Source organism: Falsiroseomonas sp., from assembly GCF_051859025.1.
In the GTDB taxonomy this organism is placed as follows: domain Bacteria; phylum Pseudomonadota; class Alphaproteobacteria; order Acetobacterales; family Acetobacteraceae; genus Falsiroseomonas.
Map to the genome: position 1 here is coordinate 69,349 of NZ_JBHYGL010000013.1, position 19,065 is coordinate 88,413.

At 69.5% G+C, this 19,065-nt stretch carries 20 protein-coding genes; 5 read left to right on the forward strand and 15 right to left on the reverse strand.

Annotated elements, in window-relative coordinates; all coding sequences use genetic code 11:
- Nucleotides 1-13 precede the first annotated feature (13 nt).
- Nucleotides 14-1,417, reverse strand: coding sequence for a threonine synthase (gene thrC / locus ACTIE5_RS14780; RefSeq protein WP_439550463.1), 1,404 nt, complete (start codon nucleotides 1,415-1,417; stop codon nucleotides 14-16).
- 218 nt (nucleotides 1,418-1,635) lie between these two features.
- Nucleotides 1,636-2,544, reverse strand: coding sequence for a class I SAM-dependent methyltransferase (locus ACTIE5_RS14785; RefSeq protein ID WP_439550464.1), 909 nt, complete (start codon nucleotides 2,542-2,544; stop codon nucleotides 1,636-1,638).
- 191 nt (nucleotides 2,545-2,735) lie between these two features.
- Here ACTIE5_RS14785 and ACTIE5_RS14790 point away from each other — a divergent pair, with 191 nt between their 5' ends.
- Nucleotides 2,736-3,506 (forward strand): FkbM family methyltransferase, encoded by a 771-nt coding sequence (locus ACTIE5_RS14790; protein WP_439550465.1) that lies wholly within the window; start codon nucleotides 2,736-2,738, stop codon nucleotides 3,504-3,506.
- 127 nt (nucleotides 3,507-3,633) lie between these two features.
- Nucleotides 3,634-3,828: a hypothetical protein gene (locus ACTIE5_RS14795; RefSeq protein ID WP_439550466.1), complete on the forward strand. Its 195-nt coding sequence runs from the start codon at nucleotides 3,634-3,636 to the stop codon at nucleotides 3,826-3,828.
- Nucleotides 3,829-4,002: 174 nt separating this feature from the next.
- Here ACTIE5_RS14795 and ACTIE5_RS14800 read toward each other — a convergent pair whose 3' ends face one another.
- A complete protein-coding gene (locus tag ACTIE5_RS14800; RefSeq protein WP_439550467.1) occupies nucleotides 4,003-5,043 on the reverse strand; it encodes an MBL fold metallo-hydrolase in 1,041 nt (346 codons plus the stop codon).
- 149 nt (nucleotides 5,044-5,192) lie between these two features.
- Between ACTIE5_RS14800 and ACTIE5_RS14805 the strand changes: the two genes are divergently transcribed.
- Entirely contained in the window at nucleotides 5,193-6,293 is a 1,101-nt protein-coding gene (locus ACTIE5_RS14805) for an NAD(P)/FAD-dependent oxidoreductase (RefSeq protein WP_439550468.1), read from the forward strand.
- A 54-nt stretch (nucleotides 6,294-6,347) separates the two neighbouring features.
- On the opposite strand, the gene ACTIE5_RS14810 is transcribed toward ACTIE5_RS14805, so the two are convergent.
- The 3 genes from ACTIE5_RS14810 to ACTIE5_RS14820 all read right to left on the reverse strand — a co-directional run bounded on the left by ACTIE5_RS14810 (nucleotide 6,348) and on the right by ACTIE5_RS14820 (nucleotide 8,339).
- Nucleotides 6,348-7,058: a metal-dependent hydrolase gene (locus tag ACTIE5_RS14810; RefSeq protein WP_439550469.1), complete on the reverse strand. Its 711-nt coding sequence runs from the start codon at nucleotides 7,056-7,058 to the stop codon at nucleotides 6,348-6,350.
- 89 nt (nucleotides 7,059-7,147) lie between these two features.
- On the reverse strand, nucleotides 7,148-7,561 hold the full coding sequence (locus ACTIE5_RS14815) for a PaaI family thioesterase (RefSeq protein ID WP_439550470.1): 414 nt from the start codon (nucleotides 7,559-7,561) through the stop codon (nucleotides 7,148-7,150).
- Nucleotides 7,562-7,631: 70 nt separating this feature from the next.
- Nucleotides 7,632-8,339, reverse strand: coding sequence for a TetR/AcrR family transcriptional regulator (locus ACTIE5_RS14820; RefSeq protein WP_439550471.1), 708 nt, complete (start codon nucleotides 8,337-8,339; stop codon nucleotides 7,632-7,634).
- Between the two features lie 164 nt (nucleotides 8,340-8,503).
- Between ACTIE5_RS14820 and ACTIE5_RS14825 the strand changes: the two genes are divergently transcribed.
- The gene (locus tag ACTIE5_RS14825; protein WP_439550472.1) at nucleotides 8,504-9,490 is read left to right on the forward strand and encodes a Bug family tripartite tricarboxylate transporter substrate binding protein; all 987 of its coding nucleotides are present in this window, start codon (nucleotides 8,504-8,506) and stop codon (nucleotides 9,488-9,490) included.
- A 13-nt stretch (nucleotides 9,491-9,503) separates the two neighbouring features.
- Here the strand turns inward: ACTIE5_RS14825 and ACTIE5_RS14830 are convergent, their stop codons facing one another.
- From ACTIE5_RS14830 to ACTIE5_RS14840, 3 genes are all read right to left on the reverse strand, one after another.
- Complete coding sequence (locus ACTIE5_RS14830; protein WP_439550473.1) at nucleotides 9,504-10,049, reverse strand: rhodanese-like domain-containing protein; 546 nt, start codon at nucleotides 10,047-10,049, stop codon at nucleotides 9,504-9,506.
- 217 nt (nucleotides 10,050-10,266) lie between these two features.
- The gene (locus tag ACTIE5_RS14835) at nucleotides 10,267-11,067 is read right to left on the reverse strand and encodes an SDR family NAD(P)-dependent oxidoreductase (RefSeq protein WP_439550474.1); all 801 of its coding nucleotides are present in this window, start codon (nucleotides 11,065-11,067) and stop codon (nucleotides 10,267-10,269) included.
- An 11-nt stretch (nucleotides 11,068-11,078) separates the two neighbouring features.
- Nucleotides 11,079-12,056, reverse strand: a complete 978-nt coding sequence (locus ACTIE5_RS14840; protein ID WP_439550475.1) for a Bug family tripartite tricarboxylate transporter substrate binding protein — start codon at nucleotides 12,054-12,056, stop codon at nucleotides 11,079-11,081.
- Nucleotides 12,057-12,175: 119 nt separating this feature from the next.
- On the opposite strand from ACTIE5_RS14840, the gene ACTIE5_RS14845 reads away from it, so the two are divergent.
- Nucleotides 12,176-13,213 carry an amidohydrolase family protein gene (locus ACTIE5_RS14845; protein ID WP_439550476.1) on the forward strand — a complete coding sequence of 346 codons (1,038 nt, stop codon included), beginning with the start codon at nucleotides 12,176-12,178 and terminating at the stop codon, nucleotides 13,211-13,213.
- 54 nt (nucleotides 13,214-13,267) lie between these two features.
- Here the strand turns inward: ACTIE5_RS14845 and ACTIE5_RS14850 are convergent, their stop codons facing one another.
- Genes ACTIE5_RS14850 through ACTIE5_RS14875 form a run of 6 tightly spaced genes read right to left on the reverse strand, consistent with a single transcriptional unit; the run spans nucleotide 13,268 to nucleotide 19,057 of the window.
- Entirely contained in the window at nucleotides 13,268-14,338 is a 1,071-nt protein-coding gene (locus ACTIE5_RS14850; RefSeq protein ID WP_439550477.1) for a mandelate racemase/muconate lactonizing enzyme family protein, read from the reverse strand.
- A 25-nt stretch (nucleotides 14,339-14,363) separates the two neighbouring features.
- The gene (locus ACTIE5_RS14855) at nucleotides 14,364-15,317 is read right to left on the reverse strand and encodes a LysR family transcriptional regulator (RefSeq protein WP_439550478.1); all 954 of its coding nucleotides are present in this window, start codon (nucleotides 15,315-15,317) and stop codon (nucleotides 14,364-14,366) included.
- A gap of 59 nt (nucleotides 15,318-15,376) precedes the next feature.
- Nucleotides 15,377-16,396 (reverse strand): LLM class flavin-dependent oxidoreductase, encoded by a 1,020-nt coding sequence (locus tag ACTIE5_RS14860; protein WP_439550479.1) that lies wholly within the window; start codon nucleotides 16,394-16,396, stop codon nucleotides 15,377-15,379.
- Between the two features lie 2 nt (nucleotides 16,397-16,398).
- On the reverse strand, nucleotides 16,399-17,244 hold the full coding sequence (locus ACTIE5_RS14865) for an ABC transporter permease (RefSeq protein ID WP_439550480.1): 846 nt from the start codon (nucleotides 17,242-17,244) through the stop codon (nucleotides 16,399-16,401).
- Nucleotides 17,244-18,044, reverse strand: a complete 801-nt coding sequence (locus tag ACTIE5_RS14870; RefSeq protein WP_439550481.1) for an ABC transporter permease — start codon at nucleotides 18,042-18,044, stop codon at nucleotides 17,244-17,246. The genes ACTIE5_RS14865 and ACTIE5_RS14870 overlap by 1 nt, the downstream gene beginning before the upstream one ends.
- Nucleotides 18,044-19,057 carry an ABC transporter substrate-binding protein gene (locus ACTIE5_RS14875; protein ID WP_439550482.1) on the reverse strand — a complete coding sequence of 338 codons (1,014 nt, stop codon included), beginning with the start codon at nucleotides 19,055-19,057 and terminating at the stop codon, nucleotides 18,044-18,046. Before ACTIE5_RS14875 ends, ACTIE5_RS14870 begins: the two co-directional genes overlap by 1 nt.
- Nucleotides 19,058-19,065 lie beyond the last annotated feature (8 nt).

Below are 19,065 nucleotides of genomic sequence, written 5' to 3' on the forward strand. Positions count from 1 at the left end.
TTCGGGGCCGCCCTCAGGCGGTGTTGCGCCGGATATGGGCCCGCACGAAGGATTCCACCTGGCCAAGATCATTCGGCAGGCGCGTGAAACGCTCCGGCCGGTCATAAAGGTCCGCCAGCCGCGGCGGCAGCGGCGCCTCCACCCCCGTCGCCTGGCGCACCGCATCCGGGAATTTCGCGGGATGCGCGGTGGCGGCGACAATGACGGGAATGGCGGGATCGCTGGGCGGAACGTGCATGGCGGCGGCGATGCCGATCGCGGTGTGCGGGTCGGCCAGGTAGCCCTGGGCGTTCAGCCGCGTGATCTCCGCCAGCGTCCCGGGATCGTCCAGCGCGAAGCCACGAAACACCTGGCAGGCGCTTTTCCAGGCCGCGTCGGGGATCGGCATCCTGCCCTCCGCCCGGAAGCGGCGCATCGCCTCCGCCGTTGCCTTCGCGTCGCGGCCCAGCATCTCGAACAGCAGGCGCTCGAAATTGGAGCTGACCTGGATGTCCATGGACGGGGAGTGCGACGGCTCGACCGCGCGGGCCGACATGTCGTTGCCCGTGATCCAGCGCACCAGGATGTCGTTGCGGTTGGACCCCACGATCAACTGCGAGATCGGCAGCCCCATCCGCCGCGCCGCCCAGGCCGCCAGCACATTGCCGAAATTGCCCGTCGGCACCGCGAAGGCCACTTCCCGGTCCGGCGCGCCGAGCGCCAGGGCGGAGGCGACGTAGTACGGGATCTGCAGCGCGATCCGCGCCCAGTTGATGGAATTCACCGCGGAAAGCCGGACCTCGCCGCGGAAATCCGCATCGGCGAACATCGCCTTCACCAGATCCTGGCAATCGTCGAAGGACCCGTCCACCGCGATATTGGCGACGTTGTCGGCCATCACCGTCGTCATCTGCCGGCGCTGCACGGCACTCGTCCGGCCCTCGGGGTGCAGGATGACGATGTCGATGGCGCTGCGATCCCGGCAGGCCTCGATGGCCGCGGACCCGGTATCGCCGGAGGTCGCGCCGACGATCGTCACACGCTCCCCCCGCCTGGTCAGCACATGGTCGAAGAGCGGGCCGAGGGCCTGCATCGCCATGTCCTTGAAGGCGAGCGTCGGGCCGTGGAACAACTCCAGCGCAAAGGTCCGGTGGTCGATCTGCACCAGCGGCGCGACGGCGGGGGTGGAGAAGCTGGCATAGGCCTTCTCCAGCATCGGCCGCAGCGTCGCCTCATCCGGCTGGCCGCCGGTGAACAGCGACAGGATGCGGGCTGCCAGCTGGGGGTAGGACAGGCCACGCAACGCGCGCCATTCGGCGCTGGTCAGCACCGGCCAGGTTTCGGGGACGAAAAGCCCGCCATCCTCGGCCAGGCCGGCCAGGAGCACGCCTTCGAAATCGCGGGGCGGCGCATCGCCGCGGGTGGAGATGTAGCGCATGGGCCGCAACCTAGTGCGGCAGGGGGCTGCGGGCGAGGGGAGGCGCCGGGGATTCCGGGGAAGGCGCTGCCTTCCCCGGGCCCCATCCGCCAGGGCCGAACCGGCCCTGGACCGTCATCAGATTGGAATCGCTCGGGAAACCGGGCGGAACCGCCCCGATGCGCGCGCTGCCAGCCGCTTGCCGGCGGCGGCGCGGGTGCGGCAGAACTGACCGCGCTTCAGCGCCACCGCGCCAGCCAGCGACGCCAACGCGGCCAGGGCGGGGCCATCGGATCCCCGGGATCGCAATCCTCGCGATGCTGGGTCCGCGCATGGTGGGCGGCCGCCCGCGCGGCCAGGCGGGCGCCCAGGCCGGGCGGTGCCGGCGCCCAATCCGCGGCGCGCGGCACCAGAACACAAGCCGCTGGCCGGCCGAACCCCGCCGCCACATCATCCGCCCAGCGGGGATAGCGACCTGCTTCCAGGAAACGCAGCGTCTCCGCCAGGTCCCGCACCCGACCGGACCGCGCGATCCAGCGGATGTCGAGCCCGGCCTGGTCCAGGAAGCGGAACAGGGCCAGCATCTCGTTGAACAGCCAGGTGTCGTAGTTCACGGCCTCATCCAGATGGATCGCCGTGCCGGGGCCGATCAGCGGCGCCAGCGCGACAAGGCCCTGATGGGCGGACAGGTAGATGTCGCAATCCAGGTTCAGCAGCGCGACAGGCGATGTGGCGCCGGCGGCGAAGGGCGGGAGCGTCTGGTCGAAGAAACCGGCATGGAAGGTGCAATTGCCCGGCAGGGTCGGCGGCGAGGCAACGGCGAAATCCTGCTGCCAGTCCGGCCGCCCATCCTCCGGAAAGCCGGTCAGGCTGTCGAAGCCATGGAAGTGCCGCCAGGGTTGGCGGCGGGCCGATCGGCGCAGGCTGCGACCGCGCCAGACCCCGAGTTCGACGCCAACCCCCGCCCGCGGTGCCGCGTCCAGCGCCGCATCGAGGCACCCGTACCGCCCGCGCCGCAGCGGCGCGGCGGCAAGAAGGGGCAGGCTGGCCATGAGGAAGGCTGCGTAGCGCTCCTCATCCCGCTCGGCACGCGCACCATCCAATCCGGCAGCCCCCAGCCCATCGTCATGATCAAGGACGATGAGCACCGCCGGTGGCGTCTCCGCGCCGGGTCCCGAAACCCCTCAATCAGCGCGGTGGTAACGTGGTTCGATCCTGGGGCGCAATGGGTGACGGTGTGATCACGCCGTCCCTGGCAGGACTTTGCGGGCATCCGAATTGGGTGTTATTTCCCATTTCCGCAGCGGGGCGGCACGGTATCGGTGGTTCGCCGAGTTGGATGGAAGTCTTCGTGACAAGCTGGAAGCGCCGAATCGCCAACGCGATCGAACGGGTATCGGGTGCCTTGGTCATTCCGCCGCACGAGGTGCATCTGGGCCCCGAGCGGATGCACCTGCGCCGGTTCTTCAAGCATTTTGGTGTCGACTGCGTCTTCGATATCGGCGCCAACGCCGGGCAGTATGCCGGGATGCTGCGAGAGGCGGTCGGCTATCGCGGCCCGATCATCTCCTATGAGCCGATTCCAGAGTTGGCCGCTCAACTGCGACAACGCGCCGCCGCGGATCCGGGCTGGCACGTGGAGGCGCTGGCGCTCGATCGGGAGGCCGGGCCGGCCTTGTTCAACGTGATGGCGGATTCGCAGTTCAGCAGCCTGCGCCAGCCTTCCGGCGACCAGCCCGAGATCTTTCGCGCCGACAATCATGTGGCCAGGCAGGTCCCGGTGCTGCGGACGACGCTGGCTCGGGAGTTGGCCCGGTGGCAGGACCGGCTGCACTTCAGGCGACCGTTCTTGAAGATGGACACCCAGGGGAACGACCTGGCGGTGGTTGAGGGTGCCGGAGACGCCTTGCAGTCCTTCGTAGGCCTGCAGAGCGAACTGGCCATTCGCCGGCTTTATGAGGGTGCTGCAGGCTATGCCGATACGATCGCCGGCTACGAGGCCCGTGGCTTCGAGCTCAGCGCGCTCGTGCCGAACAACGCCGGGCATTTCCCGCTACTGGTCGAGATCGACTGCCTGATGTACCGCCGGGATGCCGCACAATTGGGATGACACCCGGCCGGTGCCGCAGGGCGCGCGGAGCGTCCATGCCGCGCCACGCCCGACATGCAACGGCTGTGGACGCTGGAAGAGTGTGACGCCGGGTCGGTCAGGCTGCCTCATCCAGAATGTCGCCCCGATGCCCGACCGCGAGCAGGTCCGACGTGAAGGGGTGCTGGATGCGGTTGCGGTGCTCCTCGGCCCGATTGGCAAACCCAGGCGTCCTGTCCCCGGAAGTGCCTGCAACCCGCGTTCCGGCTTCGCGGACGTCGCAAGCCGCCGTTGCATTTCTCGCCGGGCACCGTTCGTCATCCGCGCCGCGATTCTGGCGTGAGCAGCCCCGCTCGCGCCCGGTTTTGCATCCGTACAGTCCATCCAGGCCCCGGGGCCAAGGCGCATGCCGTGGCCCGCGGCGAGATGTCAGTTGCCGCCGCCCCCAGAACCCCCGAGCAACGGTGCGACATGCGCCAAATCGGCCCAGGCACTCAGCGGCATTCGGGGAACACCCTCACGCCGTCCAGGCCACCATCGTCGCCCGCGCGCATTCATGCATCACCGTCAGCGCCCGCTGCGTCGTCGCAGTCCCGTTGACGAACAGATTCTCCCCCCCGCCCCGCATCCGATCCAGCTTGTTGATCGCCTGGTCGAAATGGCTGTGGTTGGACAGGAAGACGTCGATATTCCGCTGCCCCGCCACGTCCCGCGCCCGCGCCGTGCCGTCGATGTAGCTTTGCAGCCGGGGGATGCGGTCGGGCTGCCGGCCGAAATTGAAGGAGGTCCCGCCCCACAGCATCGCCCGGTGCGTGGACGCGCCCTGCTTCAGGTCGAAGATCAGGCTGATGGTGCCCCGCGTGTGCCCCGGCGTGGACAACACATCCACCACCGTATCCCCCAGCCTGACCTGGCTGCCGTCCTGCACGGAAATGTCGCGCCGCGGCGGGCGGCCGAGTTCCGGGCGGTCGAACTCCAGCCGGCCGGATTCCATCATCTGCCAGTCCACCTCGCTCGCCACCACGCGGGTGCCGTAGCGGCGGCTGAAATGGCCGCAGCCGCCGTAATGGTCGGCATGGCCATGCGTCACGATCACCAGCTTCACCTGGGCGGGGTCTAGGCCCACCCGCCGCAGCCCGCCATCGATGTCCCGCTCCGCCATGGCGTCATTGTCCATGCCGTCGATCAGGATGATGCCGTCGCTGGTCAGCAGCGCCCAGGCGGAGACCCAGTGATTGCCGAGGAAGACGAGGTTGTCGAAGGCCCGCGCCGGCGGGGGCGTCGGCATGGCGCGCAGATCATTGGGGGAGGGCAGGCGCAGACCCGGGGTGGGGGCCGCTTCCTCGCCGAGGCGCAGCAGGTGCCGTAGGTCCTCCCCCGCCGCCTGGCGCGCTGCCTCCAGGTGCCGCTGCACCCCGGCGGATTGGGCCACGGCCTCGCTGATCGGCAGGCCGGAGGCGACGCAGCAGGCGCAGCCCATGGCGAGCAGCTGCCGGCGGCTCGGTGTCACGGCCTCGGCCCGGAACGCCCCGGCGGGGCGCTTCCTGAAGATGGACATGGTGGTTCCTCCGTCCCTTGCCGCCATGCTGCGCCCGCCCGGCGCGGCCTGCCAACGACAAAACGCCTCCCCTCGTGACGCGGCCGGACCTTCCCAAGGACCGCCCTTCTGCCCTACCCATCGGGGAAACCAACAGGCCGGGAACGACGATGGACGAGGTCGAGTGCGTGGTGGTGGGCGCGGGCGTGGTCGGCATCGCCGTCGCGCGCGCCCTGGCGCTGCAGGGGCGGGAAGTCCTGGTGCTGGATGCGGCCGAGGGCATCGGCACCGAGACATCGTCCCGCAACAGTGAGGTCATCCACGCCGGCATCTACTACAAGGCCGGCAGCCTGATGGCGAAGACCTGTGTCGCCGGCAAGAAGAAGCTCTATGCCTATTGCGCCGAACGCGGCGTGCCCCACAGCAATTGCGGCAAGCTGATCGTCGCCACCAGTCAGGCCGAGGCCGAGCAGCTGGAGGGCATCCGCCAGCGCGCCGCGGTGAATGGCGTGAACGACCTTCGCCTCATCTCGGGCACCGAGGCACGGACGATCGAGCCGATGCTGACCTGCACCGCGGCCCTCGTCTCCCACACCACTGGCATCGTGGACAGCCACGCCTTCATGCTGGCGATGCAGGGGGATGTGGAGCATGCCGGCGGCATGTTCGTCTTCCATGCGCCGGTGGAGGGTGTGACCGTCACCAATTCAGGCTTCGCGCTCCAGGTGGGCGGGGCGGAGCCGATGCAGCTGCATACGCGGATGCTGGTGAATGCCGCGGGGCTGCATGCGCCGGCGCTGGGGCGGAAGATCGCGGGCCTGCCGCCGGAACACGTGCCGCCGGCCTATTTCGCCAAGGGCAACTACTTCACCCTGGCGATGAAATCCCCCTTCAGCCGGCTGATCTATCCCGTGCCGGTGCCGGGGGGGTTGGGGACGCACCTCACCATCGACCTCGGCGGCCAGGCGCGGTTCGGGCCGGATGTCGAGTGGATCGACAGTATCGAGTACAGCGTCGATCCGAAGCGCGGCGACAGCTTCTACGAATCCATCCGCCGCTGGTGGCCGGAGCTGCCGGATGGCGTGCTGGCGCCGGGCTATTGCGGCATCCGTCCCAAGACCGTGCCGAAGGGTGCGCCCGGCCAGGATTTCGTCGTGCAGGGCCCGTCGGTTCACGGCGTCCCTGGCCTGGTCAACATGTTCGGCATCGAGAGCCCCGGCCTGACGGCCTCGATGGCCCTGGCTGACGAGGTCTTGCTGGCGTTCGGCTAGACTCGAAAAGCCCTCTCCCCTTGCAGGGGAGAGGGTTGGGTGAGGGGAGATCCCTTACACCGTGAAGGGCACGCCGATCTCCGGCACCAGCACCTTCGCCTTCGCGCCCTGCATCGCACTGACGAAGGCGTCCGGCGTCGCCGCCAGCATCCCGAAGGTGCCGAAGTGGCAGGGGATGGCCGTCGTCACGCTCGGCAGGAAGCGGTTCACCGCCAGCGCGCCGCGCTTGCCGTCCATGGTGAAGCGGTCGCCGACCGGCACAAAGGCGACGGAGGGCTTATGCAGTTCGTCGATCAGCGCCATGTCGGAGAACACGTCCGTGTCGCCCATGTGGTAGATCGTGGGCTCGCCCGCGATCTTCGGTGTCACCACCAGGCCGCCCGGCAGGCCGAGGTCCTGCGTCACCCCATTCTCGTCCATGACGGCGGAGGAGTGGAAGGCGATGGTCATGGTGGTCGTGAACTCACCCTGGTCGGTCGTGCCGCCGGTGTTCATCGGGTCCATGGCCTTGAGGCCCTTGCGGGCCAGGAACATGCAGATCTCGAAATTCGCGACCACGGCCGCGCCGGTGCGTTCATGGATGGCGAGCGCGTCGCCGACATGGTCGCTGTGCCCATGGGTGATCAGGACATGCGTGGCGCCGGCGGCGGCCGCGACGGGGTCGCCCTTGAAGACCGGGTTGCCGGTCAGGAAGGGGTCGATCATCACGACCGACTTGCCGAATTCAAGGCGATAGGCCGAATGGCCGAACCAGGTGACCTTCATCTGTCTTCTCTCCCGAAGCGTATGGCGCCTGTCTAGCAAAGGCGTGGGGCGGGCGCAGCCCGGGTCAGCTCCTCGGGCGCAGCCCGGGTTCAGCCTTTCGGCGACAGCACCTTCCATATCCCGCTGGCCGCCAGCACGGGCTTGCCGCCCTGGGTCAGCATCCCGCGGATGAAGACGATGCTGCGCGTCTGCCGCGTGATGTCGCCGCGCACCTCCACGAACAGGTCCATGCTGCCGGGCGCGAGGTAGTGGAGGTCGAGCTGGATGGTCGCGATCGGCACGCGCCCCACCGCCTCCCGCACCGTGCGGCCCAGCGAATGGTCCATGTAGGTCGCCAGGATGCCGCCATGGATCACGCCGCGGCCGTTGTTCAGCGCCGCGTTGGGCTGGAAGCCCAGCGAGAAGCCAGTGGTGTCCGGCCGTAGCCACATCGGGCGGAGGAATTCGGGCAGGCCCCAGGCCTCGGTCTGCTCCCAGCCTTCGGTCGCGGGGTCGAAGCTCATGCCGTCGGGGTCTCGTCCTGTGTCGCGCGCACCATGTCGCGGTGGCGCGCCGAAGGCCAGGGGAGGGGTCTCAGCGGCGCCCGGCGCGGGTGGTGCCGGCCCCCCGGGGCGGCCGGGCGGCGGGCTGGCGTGGGACCTTGCCAGGGGCCTTGGACGCGGGCCTGGCCTGCGCCATGGCGAGCACCAGCGTCGCCATCTCCTCTGCCAGCGCCTCCACCGAAAGGCGCCCCTGCGGCCGGTACCAGACATAGGCCCAGCCCACCATGCCGCCGATGGCGAGGGCCGCGAGCCGCGGATCGGCGATCCGGAACTCCCCGGTCGTGGTGCCTTCGGTCAGCAACCCGGCCAGCTTGCGGTCGAAGTCGCGCCGCATCTGGCTGATGCGCTCATAGTCGCGCGGCAGCAGGTTCTTCTCCTCCCGCGTGAAGATGGCGATGTATTTCTGGCTGTGCAGCACGGCGGTGACGAAGCGCCGGCCGAGTGCGCCCAGCTTCTCCGTCGGCGTCGCGCCCACCATCGCCAGGGCGCCTTCCATGGCCTGCAGGGCGGCCGCGACGCCACGGGCGCAGATCTCCGCCAGCAATTCGCTCTTCGCGCTGAAATGCGCGTAGATGAAGGGCTTCGTGACGCCGAGGCGCTCCGCCACGGCGTCCAGCGTCGTGTTCTCATAGCCCCGTTCGTAGAAGAGCTCGACGGCGGCGGTGAGGATGCGCTCGCGCTTCAGCGCGGCGACCTCATCCCTGATGCCCATGGCGGGCGCGGGGGTGGATGTCGACATGAGGGGGAGGGGCAGCCTTCGTGCAGTCGAGTCTCGCCATCGTCTGTATAGACCATACAGGTTGAAGGCCAGCGCGAAGCCCGGCTTGCGCAAGGCCTTGATTGCGTTTCACAGGCTGTTCCGCGCAGCATGACGCGGTCTTCCACCCATGCCGGGACAAGCCGATGCAAAGCCTCACGCGCCGCCTGGTCCTGCCCGCCATCCCCGCGCTGCTGGCGCCCACGCTGCTGGGTCCGGCGGCGCTGGCCCAGCCGGCCTTCCCGGCCCGACCCGTGCGCCTGGTGTCCGGCTTCGCGCCGGGCGGTGCCACGGATGTCCTGGCGCGCAGCATGGCGGACCGGCTGACGGGGCTGTGGCGGCAATCCGTGGTGGTGGAGAACCGGCCCGGCGCCGGCGGCAACATCGCCGCTGAATACGTCGCCCGCGCCGCACCCGATGGCCATGTGCTGCTGCTCGGCACCTCCGCGCAGGTGCAGGCGGCGGGGCTGTTCGCGCGCCTGCCCTACCACCCGCTGCGGGACTTCACGCCGCTGCTGCTGATGGCGGGCTACCCGGTGGCGCTTGTGGTGCATCCCGGCCTGCCGGTGCGCACGCTGGCCGACTTCGTTGCCCTGGCCCGCGCACGGCCCGGGGAGGTGACGCTCGCTTCCTCCGGCATCGGCAACACGCCGCACCTGGCGGCGCTGCTGCTGGCGCAGATGGCGGGGGTGGAGTTCACCGTGGTGCAATACACCGGCGCCGCGCTCGGCCAGGCGGCAGTGCTGAACGGGGAGGTGAATGGCGCCTTCCAATCCATGCTGCTGGCCAAGCCCGCGGTGGAATCGGGGCGGGAACGCGCGCTGGGCACCACCGGGGCCGCGCGCTGGCCGGAGATGGCCGATGTGCCGACCATCGCCGAACAGGGCTATCCGGGCTTCGAGGCCGGCAGCTGGTTTGGCATCCAGGGCCCGCCCGGCATGGCGCCCGGCCTGGTGGCGCGGCTGCATGGCGACCTGGCCACGGCCTTCGCCGACCCGGCGCTGCGGACGCGCCTGGCATCCGCCGGCTTCGGCCTGCGGGAAGCAGGCCCTGCCGCCTTCGCCGTGGTGATGGAGGAGGAATTCACGCGCTGGGCGCGGGTGCTGCGCGAAGCCGGAATCCGGCCGGATTGACGATCGCGCGCTGTCATGCGCGGGCGGAGAGCACGGATTGGAAGCGGCGGTTCCAGGGCATCTGGCGCAGCAGTTGCACGACGCCGACCTGGCCCGTGAGGCCGCCGAAGACGAGGAAGGCGCCGGCCGCCACCACCACCAGGTGGAACCAGGGTGAGACGAAGAAGCCCAGCGCCTCGGTCGCCACCAGCAGGCTGCCGACGGCGATCTGCCCCTGCCGCGCCAGGTCGATCGGCCTGCCCTCCGCCTCCACCACCGGAAGCCCGGCGGCGCGCCAGCCATCCACCCCGCCTTCGACGATGCAGACATGGCAGCCCGGCACACGCGCCAGCAGCCGGGCGCCATTGACCTCGGTCCGCGCACCCGTGCGGCAATGGAAGATCACGGTGGTACCCGGTGTCACCGCCAGCGCCACCTGGTCCAGCCGCGACAGCGGCAGGTTGCGGGCCCCGGGGATGCGCAGCAGCGCATGTTCGTCCGACTCCCTCACATCGACGAGGACAGCGCCCTCGTCATGCATCAGGCGGGCGGCTTCGGACGGAACGATGATGCGCGGCATGGACATCCAACCCCGGATCGTCGCGACGGTAGCGTTGCGGCCCCTGTCTGTCTCATGATCGACGTCAGGTCCAGCATAAACACGATTTCCGAGATTCTTTCCGACCGCGGACGCGTCCAGTCGATCAGAATATGGGATGCAATCTCTCCTTTCGGCATCGGTCACGATAATGAAGAGAGTGCCCCGCGCCCCTCCCGGCGTGGCGCGGGGCTGCGCCTCAACCGCAGCGCACCGACATCCCGCCATCCACAACCAGTTCCGTGCCCGTGATGAAGCGCGCCTCATCGGAGGCGAGGAACAGCACGGCATTCGCGGTGTCACGGCCATCGCCGGCAAATCCCAGGGGAATTCGCGCGATGCGGGATTTGAGCAGCGCCTCCACATCGCCGCCGGCGCGCTGGCCGGCCAGGCGCGTTTCCACCATCGGCGTGTGCATCTGGCCCGGCACCACGGTGTTCACGCGGATGCCCTTCGTCGCGTACTGGATCGCGACGACCTTCGACATCTGGATGACACCGGCCTTGGATGCCGCATAGGCGACCTGCGCCGCGCCCGTCCAGCGGATGCCGCTGGTGGAGGCCAGGTTGACGATGGCGCCGCCGCCCTGGTCCACCATCACCGGCAGAACATGCTTGCAGCCCAGGAAAACGCTTTTCAGATTGTGGTCGATCTGCGCGTCCCAGACTTCCTCCGCCATCTCCACCGGCCCGCCGGCGGCCGATCCGCCGACATTGTTGACCAGCACATCGATCCTTTTGTGTTCCGCCACGATATCGCGGATGATGGCAGCGACGGAATCGTTCTCGGTCACGTTGCCGGTGAGGGGGATGAAGCGGCCGCCCGCTTCCGCCGCCTTCGCCGCCGTCTCCTCCATCGCCGCAGCGTTGCGGTCCACGCCGATGACGGTCGCACCTTCCCGCGCGAAGCCCACCGCGATGGCCCGCCCATTGCCCCAGCCCGGCCCCACCGATCCCGCGCCGGTCACGAGCACGACCTTCCCGGCGAATCTCTGAGTCATTCGTCTGTTCCTCAATCGAGCACGATGTTCGCGGCCTGCGCCACGCGCCGCCAGCGTGCGATCTCCGCCCGCTGGAAGGCGCCATAGGCCGCGGGCGCATTGGCCACCACGGTGTAGCCGCCCGCTTCCAGCGTGGCGGCGTTGGCGGGATCCTTCAGCACGGCGGCGATCTCCGCGCTGATCGTCTCCAGCAGCGCCGGCGGAATCCCCGCCGGGCCCATCACCGCCTGCCAGGAGGAGACGTTGAAATCAGCCAGCCCGGCCTCCGCTGCCGTCGGTACCTCCGGCAGCAGGGGGCTGCGTTCGGCGGCGGTGACGAGCAGCGCGCGCAGCCTGCCTTCGCGGACGGGTCCGATGATGCTGCCGAGCCCCTGGAAGCTGACCTGCACCGTGCCCGCCAGCTGGTCCATCACCGCCGTGGCGCCACCGCGGGAGGGGACATGCGTCGCCTCCGTCCCCGTCAGCTGCGTGAACAATTCCATCGTCAGGTGAGGCGAGGATCCGATGCCGCTGGTGGCATGGAACACCTGGCCGGGCCGCGCCTTCATCCAGGCGACGAGTTCCGGCAAATTGCGCACCGGCGCGACCGTGGGGTTCACCACCAGCACGTTCGGCGTCGTCACCGCCAGCGTGACGGGCGCGAAATCCACCACGGGATCGTAGCCGGGATTGCGGTACAGCACGGCATTCAGCGCGAAGGCACCGATGGAGCCCACCATCAGCGTGTGCCCGTCCGGCGCTGCGCGCATCAGCAGCCGCGCCGCGAGCTGCCCATTGGCGCCAGGCCGGTTCTCCACCACCACCGGCTGGCCGCGCCGTTCCGACAGCCTGGTGTTGATCGCCCGCGCCGCGATGTCGGAGGCGCCGCCCGGCGCGAAGGGCACCAGCAGCGTCACGGGCCTGGTCGGCCAGGTGCCCTGTGCCAGCGATGGCGTGGCCATCAGCCCCGCGACCAGCCCCATGCCCTGCCGGCGGGTGATCCCTGCCATGCGCTTCCTCCTGCTTCTTCTGGCGCGCAGGGTTACGGCGCTTCGGCCCCCCCGGCAACCGCTTGCCAGAAGCGCCGCGCGCTCTACCCTTCGCGGCCAAGAAATCCCCGAGGAAGCGCATGAGCCGCAACACCCAGCACTACATCCCCGTGCGCGCCGACTGGCTGGCCCTGGGACGAGAGGAGGCGCTGGACCCCGCGCAGCCCATCGTCGATCCGCATCATCACCTCTGGGATCGGCCGGGCTGGCGCTACCTGCTGGATGACATCCTGGCCGATATCCGCAGCGGGCACGATGTGCGCGCCACCGTGATGGTCCAGGCCCGCGCCATGCATCGCGCCGAGGGACCGGAGGCGATGAAGCCCGTGGGCGAGACGGAATTCGCCAATGGCGTCGCCGCCATGTGCGCCAGCGGCATCTATGGCGATGTGCGCGTCTGCGCCGGGATCGTCGGCTTCGCGGACCTCACGCTGGGCGATGCCGTGCGCCCGGTGCTGGATGCGCATGTCGCCGCGGGCGGCGGGCGCTTCCGCGGCATCCGCCACATCGCCACCTGGGACCCCGACCCCGCTTTGCTCAACCCCGCCTACACCCCGGCGGAGGACATGATGGCGTCGGACGCCTTCCGCGCGGGTTTCGCGCAACTCGCCGCGCTGGGCCTCGGCTTCGATGCCTGGATCTACTTTCATCAGATTCCGCGCCTTGCGGCCCTGGCACGGGCGTTTCCGCAGGTGCCGATCGTGCTGGACCATTGCGGCGGCATCCTCGGCATCGGGCGGTATGAGGGCCGGCGCGATGCTGTGCATGCGGAATGGCTCGGCCATATGCGGGACCTCGCCACCTGTCCGAATGTGATGGTGAAGCTCGGCGGTCTTGGCATGCGCCTGCCCGGCTTCGGCTTCGAGGATGGGCCGAGGCCGCCGGACAGCGCGACGCTCGCTAGCGCCTGGAAGCCCTGGATGGAGCCGGTGATCGAGCTGTTCGGCACCGGCCGCTGCATGTTCGAGAGCAACTTCCCCGTTGACAAGGGCAGCTACGGCTATGGCGAGGGCTGGAACGCCTTCAAGCGCCTGGCCGCTGACGCCAGCACGGCAGAGAAGGCCGACCTGTTCTGGCGCAGCGCGACGAATTTCTACCGGCTGCCAGGTGTCGCCTAGGCTTCTCCCTCCCCCGCGCTTGCGGGGGAGGGTCGGGGTGGGGGTTTGCGCGCCCTACCAGACCGGTCTCAATCCCAGCCCCGGCCCAGTCGGCACATCGATGAAACCGTCGCGGACGTCGAGCGCATTGCCATAGGGCGGTGCGGCGAGGTCCGCGAAGTAGATCTCGATCGGCTCGGCATCAGGCACCGCCGCCAGCAGATGCAGCGTCGCCAGCAGCCCCGGGCCGAAATAGGGGGAATGCGGCACCACCGCGATGCCGGCATCCCGCGCCATGGCGGCGACATCGCGCAAGGCGGAGACGCCGCCATGCTTGGTCACGCTGGGCTGCGCGACATCGACGGCGCCGGCCGCAATAAACCGCGTGAAGTCGTGAGCGTTGGCCAGGTTCTCCCCCGCGGAGATGGAATGCCCTTCGGCGCGCAGAGTCGCCATCGCGCCGAAATCCTCGGGCGGCCAGGTCGGCTCCTCCACCCATCGGACATTCATCCCCGCCACCGCCCGGCAGAAGGCGCGTGCGTCATCCAGCCCGTCCCAGGCGCAGTTGATGTCGAGCATCAGGGGAATGTCCTCCGGCGCCGCCGCCCGCGCGGCGCGGATGCCGTCCAGCGCGACCTCATGCAGCTTGATGGCGCGATAGCCGCGCCGCACCGCTTCCGTGACGTTGTGCGCGACGGCCTCGGGATCGTCATAGCGCAGCAGGCTCGCATAGGCGGCCACGCGCGCGCGCTTCGCATCCCCCAGCAGCGCGTGCAGCGGCCTGCCTGCGCGCTGCGCGGCGATGTCCCACAGCGCGATGTCGATGGCGGAGATCGCGAAGCTGACGGGCCCGTTGCGCCCGAAATTGTGGAAGCGCCGTTCCAGCATCCGCCTCAGCGCCGGGATGTCCGATGAGGCCTGGCCGATGCAGGCGGGCGCCACCAGGCGGTCCAGCGCGTCGCGCGTGGTGTCCACCAGGGTGAAGCCGAAACCCTCCCCGAAGCCCACCAGCCCGTCCGCCGTCTCCACGCGCACCAGCAGCGTGTCCATGCTGCGCAGCTTCAGGTTGCCGCCCTGGCTGGCCGCGCCGGCGCCATAGGTGAAGGCACTGCGGTGCACGCGGCTTTGCACGGATGCGATGGTCATGGCGTTCCCCCTTATCGGGCCCCCCTTATCGGGACCGCATCCTGGCATCCATCGCGGCCTGCGTCTCCCGGTCCGTCTCTGCCAGCAGCGCCTTGACCCGTTCCGCCAGCACCGCGGCGGCGACGGGCAGGGCGCGTTCCCGCCGCGCCAGCAGCGCCAGGCGCCCGGCCTTCACCTGCGGGTCCACCACCGGCACGAAGACCAGCTCCCCCGTCGCGATTTCCGCGCGGATGCCGATGGGCGAGCGCATCGCGAGCGCGAGCCCCGCCCGCACCAGGGCCGCGACGGCGCCGGGCGAATTGGTCTCCGCCACCTCCGTCCGCTGTGCCCAGCGGCGCACCAGCCCATGCGCATCCGGCTGCGCGCCGATACCGTGCTTCAGCATCACCACCGGCTCCGTCGCCAGGTCGCTCAGCCGCAAGGTCGCGCGCTGCGCCAGCGGGTGTTCCGGGCGCATCACCGCGCCGATCGGCACCGCGGCCTCACCCAGCACCGTCACATCGGGGTGGCGCTGCGGGTGCATCGCCAGGCCCAGGTCGCATTGCCCCTCAGCCACCGCCTGCACCACATCGGGGCCCGTCATCACGTCGATCCCGAAGCTGACGCGCGGGAACTCCTGGTGGAAGGCTGCCAGCAGCGGCGGCAGCACGTCGCGGATGATGCCGTCCTCGCTCGCCAGGCCCACGCGCCCGCGCCGCAAGCCGCGGAGGTCATCCAGTTCCGACAGCGCGCGGTCCAGCAGCGCGTCGATCTCCCGCGCATGGCGGTACAGCACCTCTCCCGCGCCGGTCAGGCGCACGCCATCGGCCATGCGTTCGAACAGCTTGCATTGAAGCTGGTCCTCCAGCTTCAGGATCTGGCGATTGATGGCCGAGGGCGCGACGCGCAGCGCCTCCGCCGCCTGGCGCATCGACCCGCAGCGCACCGTCTCCCGGAAGTAGCGGAGCGCGATGAGATGGACATGCATGAAGCTCGACACGATCGCCCCCACGCCGGAGCCGCCAGCCTATGGCATTGCGGGGGAGACGGCGATGCGCGTCACGCGATGGCGGGCTGGGGGAGTGCGCGTTTCAGCAGCGGCTTCACCGCCTGCTGGATCAGCGCCATGGACCGGCGCACGGCATCGGTCCGGAGCCCCGGCACCTGCACCATGAGATCGAGGCGATCCACGCCGGTTTCCGCGACATAGTCGTTCAGCAGCGCCGCCACTTCCTCCGGCGATCCGATCAGGAAGTTCACGCCGAGGCCACGTTCCTCCAACGTGCGCGGATCCGCCGCCAGCAGGCCCTTGGCGATGGCCTCCGAATGGTAGCCCTTGCCGCCCATCTGGCCGAGATAGAGGGAAAGCGCCTCATCCGCGTCGCGCATCGCCTCCGCATGGGTTTCCGCCACGAAGACCAGCCGCACGCCGCGCACCAGGCCGGTGCCGCCGGCCGCGCGATAGGCCTGCACGATCGCGGCCTGGATCGGCGGCAGTTCCGCCTGCCCAACCACCAGGTTGATGCCGGCATCGGCGATATGCGCCAGCGTCGCCTGGTCCCGCGCCGCGGCCCAGATGCGGGCGGCGAGGTCCGGCGCCGGGGCAGGGGAGATCGGCGCGCCCTCCGCCGTGCCGGAGAGGTACGACACGATGTCGCTCAGCAGCGAACGGAACAGCGCGGCCTTCACCGCCCGCGCCGGATCGCCGGGCTTCACATCGGGGGTGGAGCCGAGGCCGACGCCGAATTCTGCGCGCCCGCCGCTCAGCAGGTCAAGCAGGCTCATCTCCTCCGCCGTCCGCTGCGGCGGCGTGGTGGAGAGGATGCGCACCCCGGTGCCGAGCGCGATGCGCGTGGTCTTCGCGGCCAGATGCGCGAGGAACATCTCGGAGGCCGGGATGCGGCCATAGAAGCGCGCGCCGGGGCGGACATTGTGGTGTTCCCCGATCCAGACGCTGTCGAAGCCGAGTTCCTCGGCCAGCAGCGTCTCCTCGATCGCGGTCGCGATGGCTTCCGCATCGCTGGTCGCGTGCGCAGCCCACATCTGGTTCATGATGCCGAGCGCGTTGCTCTTCAGCATGGCTATGGTGTCCCTGTGCTGGTGGCGGGCCGGTCGCGCCGCCACGGCATCGCCAGCCGTTCCGCGAGGCAGACCAGGCCATAGACGCAAAGGCTGGCGGCGGTGCAGAGCAGCACGGCGCACCAGACCTCCGTCATCCGGTATTGCGAACTGGCGAAGACGATGACGTAGCCAAGCCCGGTGGTGGAGGCGACCCATTCCGCGACGACGGAGGCGACGAAGCAGCCGCAGGCGGAAAGCCGCAGCGCGTTGAAGACGAAGGGCAGGGCTGCTGGCAGCCGCACCATCAGCAGCCGCTGCGTCCAATCCGCCGACAAGGTGTGCAGCAGTTCCGCCACCTGGTCATCCGCGCTGGCCAGGCCGCGCATGGCGTTCACCAGCATGGGGAAGAAGACGAGGAAGGAGGCGATGAACAGCTTCGGCTCCACGCCGTTGCCGAGCCACAGCAGCAGCGCCGGCGCGACGGCCACGATCGGCACCGCCTGCGCCATCATCGCCAGCGGCAGCGCCGTGAGGCGCGCGAGGCGGATATGCACGAACACCACCGCCAGCGCGAAGCCCAGCGTATTGCCTAGCACGAAGCCACCGAGCGCGGCCATCGAGGTCCAGCCGAGATGCGTGAACAGCCTTGGCGCGGCGGAGATGAAGGTGGCCGCGACGTCGCTCGGCGCCGGCAGGATGAGCGGTGAGACGAAGCCCGCACGCGTCACGGTCTCCCACACCGCCAGGATCGCCAGGAACAGCAGCGTGGCCGGCCCCATCTGCCGCAGCACGCGCGCCAGGCCATCGAGGCCGGGCAGGCAGATCGCGGGCAGCGTCGGCGCATCGACGGAAAGGTCGGACGGCATCAGGCCATTCCCTCCCCGCGCGCGGTCCAGCGTGCCAGCAGCCGCTCCGCCAGCATCACGCAGCCCAGCGTCACCAAGGTAAGGCCCGAGGCGACGATGATGGCGGACCACATCATGGCGAGTTTGAAGTATTCGCCAGAGATGACGATGAGGTAGCCGAGCCCCGCACTCGCCCCCACCCATTCGCCGGTGATGGCGACGATGAAGGCGATGGAGGCGCCGATCTTGAGCGAGGTGAAGAGGTAGGGCAGCGCTGCCGGCAACTCCACGATCAGCAGCCGCTGGAAGCGGTCCGCGGACAGGGAGTGGAGCAGTTCATGATACTCGACATCCGCCGATTCCAGCCCGCGCACCATGGTGATCAGGGTCGGGAAATAGACGGCGATGGAGACGACGGTGACGATGGGCACCAGCCCGCGGTCGAGCATGAGAACCAGGATCGGCGTGATCGCCACCATCGGCATTCCCCGCGTCACCAGCGCCAGCGGCATCACGCAGCGCTTGAAGGCGGGGAACCAGCCCATCAGCACCGCCACCACCACGCCCACGCTGTTGCCGATGGCGAAGCCGAGCAGCGCCTCCGTCGCGGTCAGCTTGCCGTGGCGCCATAGCGGTTCGTTGTTGGTCATGATCTCCGCCAGCACGGCGGCGGGTTTCGGCAGGAGATAGGCGGCGATCACCCCCGTCTCCGTCAGCACGCCCCAGGCCAGCAGCAGCGCCGCCAGGCCGAGCGCCGGCGGCACCACCCGTTCAACCCCGCGCCACGCCATGGCGCCGCCATCGGCCATGCTGAGGGACATCAGATCCTCGGCATCCCGGCGCGTTCCAGGATCTCGGTCGAGAGCATGGCATCCGTATCGATCACCGTGCTGGTCACGCCGGACAGCTGCAGGTTGGTCGCGGTCTCCCGGTAGATGGCGGGGTCCACCCACATCAGGCCCCGCTCCGCCGTCAGCGCGCTGCGCATATGGTTCGCCTGCCCGCGCGCGAGGAAGACCTGCTGGTCGAGGTCGAGGCCATCGATGAACTTCTGGTCGATGATCCACTTCGCCGCGGCCGCGGGGTCCTTGAAGTATTCCTGCCAGGCCTTCGCCTCGGCGCGGAGGTAGCGGACCAGCACGTCCCGCTTCGCGGGATCGGCGAAGGCGCGTTGCTGCGTGAAGTAGGAATTGGTCTGCGCATTCATCCCGTATTGCGCCAGCGGCATCAGGTTCACCGGCACGCCCGCCATCTCGATGCTTCGCGGTTCGTTGAAGGCGAAGGTGGTAATCATGGCGTGGACGCGGCCGGAGATGATGGTCGCGACGTCGGTGCGCCCGATCGGCGTCACCGTCACCTGGTCCGGCCGCAGCCCATTCTTGCGCATGAAGAGCTCGAAGAAAGTCTGGGCGGGAATCTTCACGGCGATGGGCCGCCCCGGCAGCTGTGACGGGTTCGTCAACCCGCTGTCGCGCCGGGCCGTCATGCAGACGGGGCTGCGCTGGTACTGCGCGGCGAAGATCCTGAACTTCTCCCCCCGCCCGGCGCCGGCGATGATCTGTTCCGGCCCGACGATGCCGATATCCGCGCGACCCGCCGCCACCATCTGCACCTGGTCCACCCCGGTGCTGGCGGGCACGGCGTTCACCGTCAGGCCCTCCGCCGCGAAGAACCCCGCGCGGACGGCATAGAGGGGGCCGAACATCTCCACATTCGGCGCATAGCCGAGTGCCACCGTCAGCCTGGCCGGCGACTGGGCGGAGGCGATGCGGAAGGATGGCAGGGCCAGCGTGGCGGACCCCGCCAGCAGCAGGCGGCGATTGAGGCGGATCATCGGCTGCA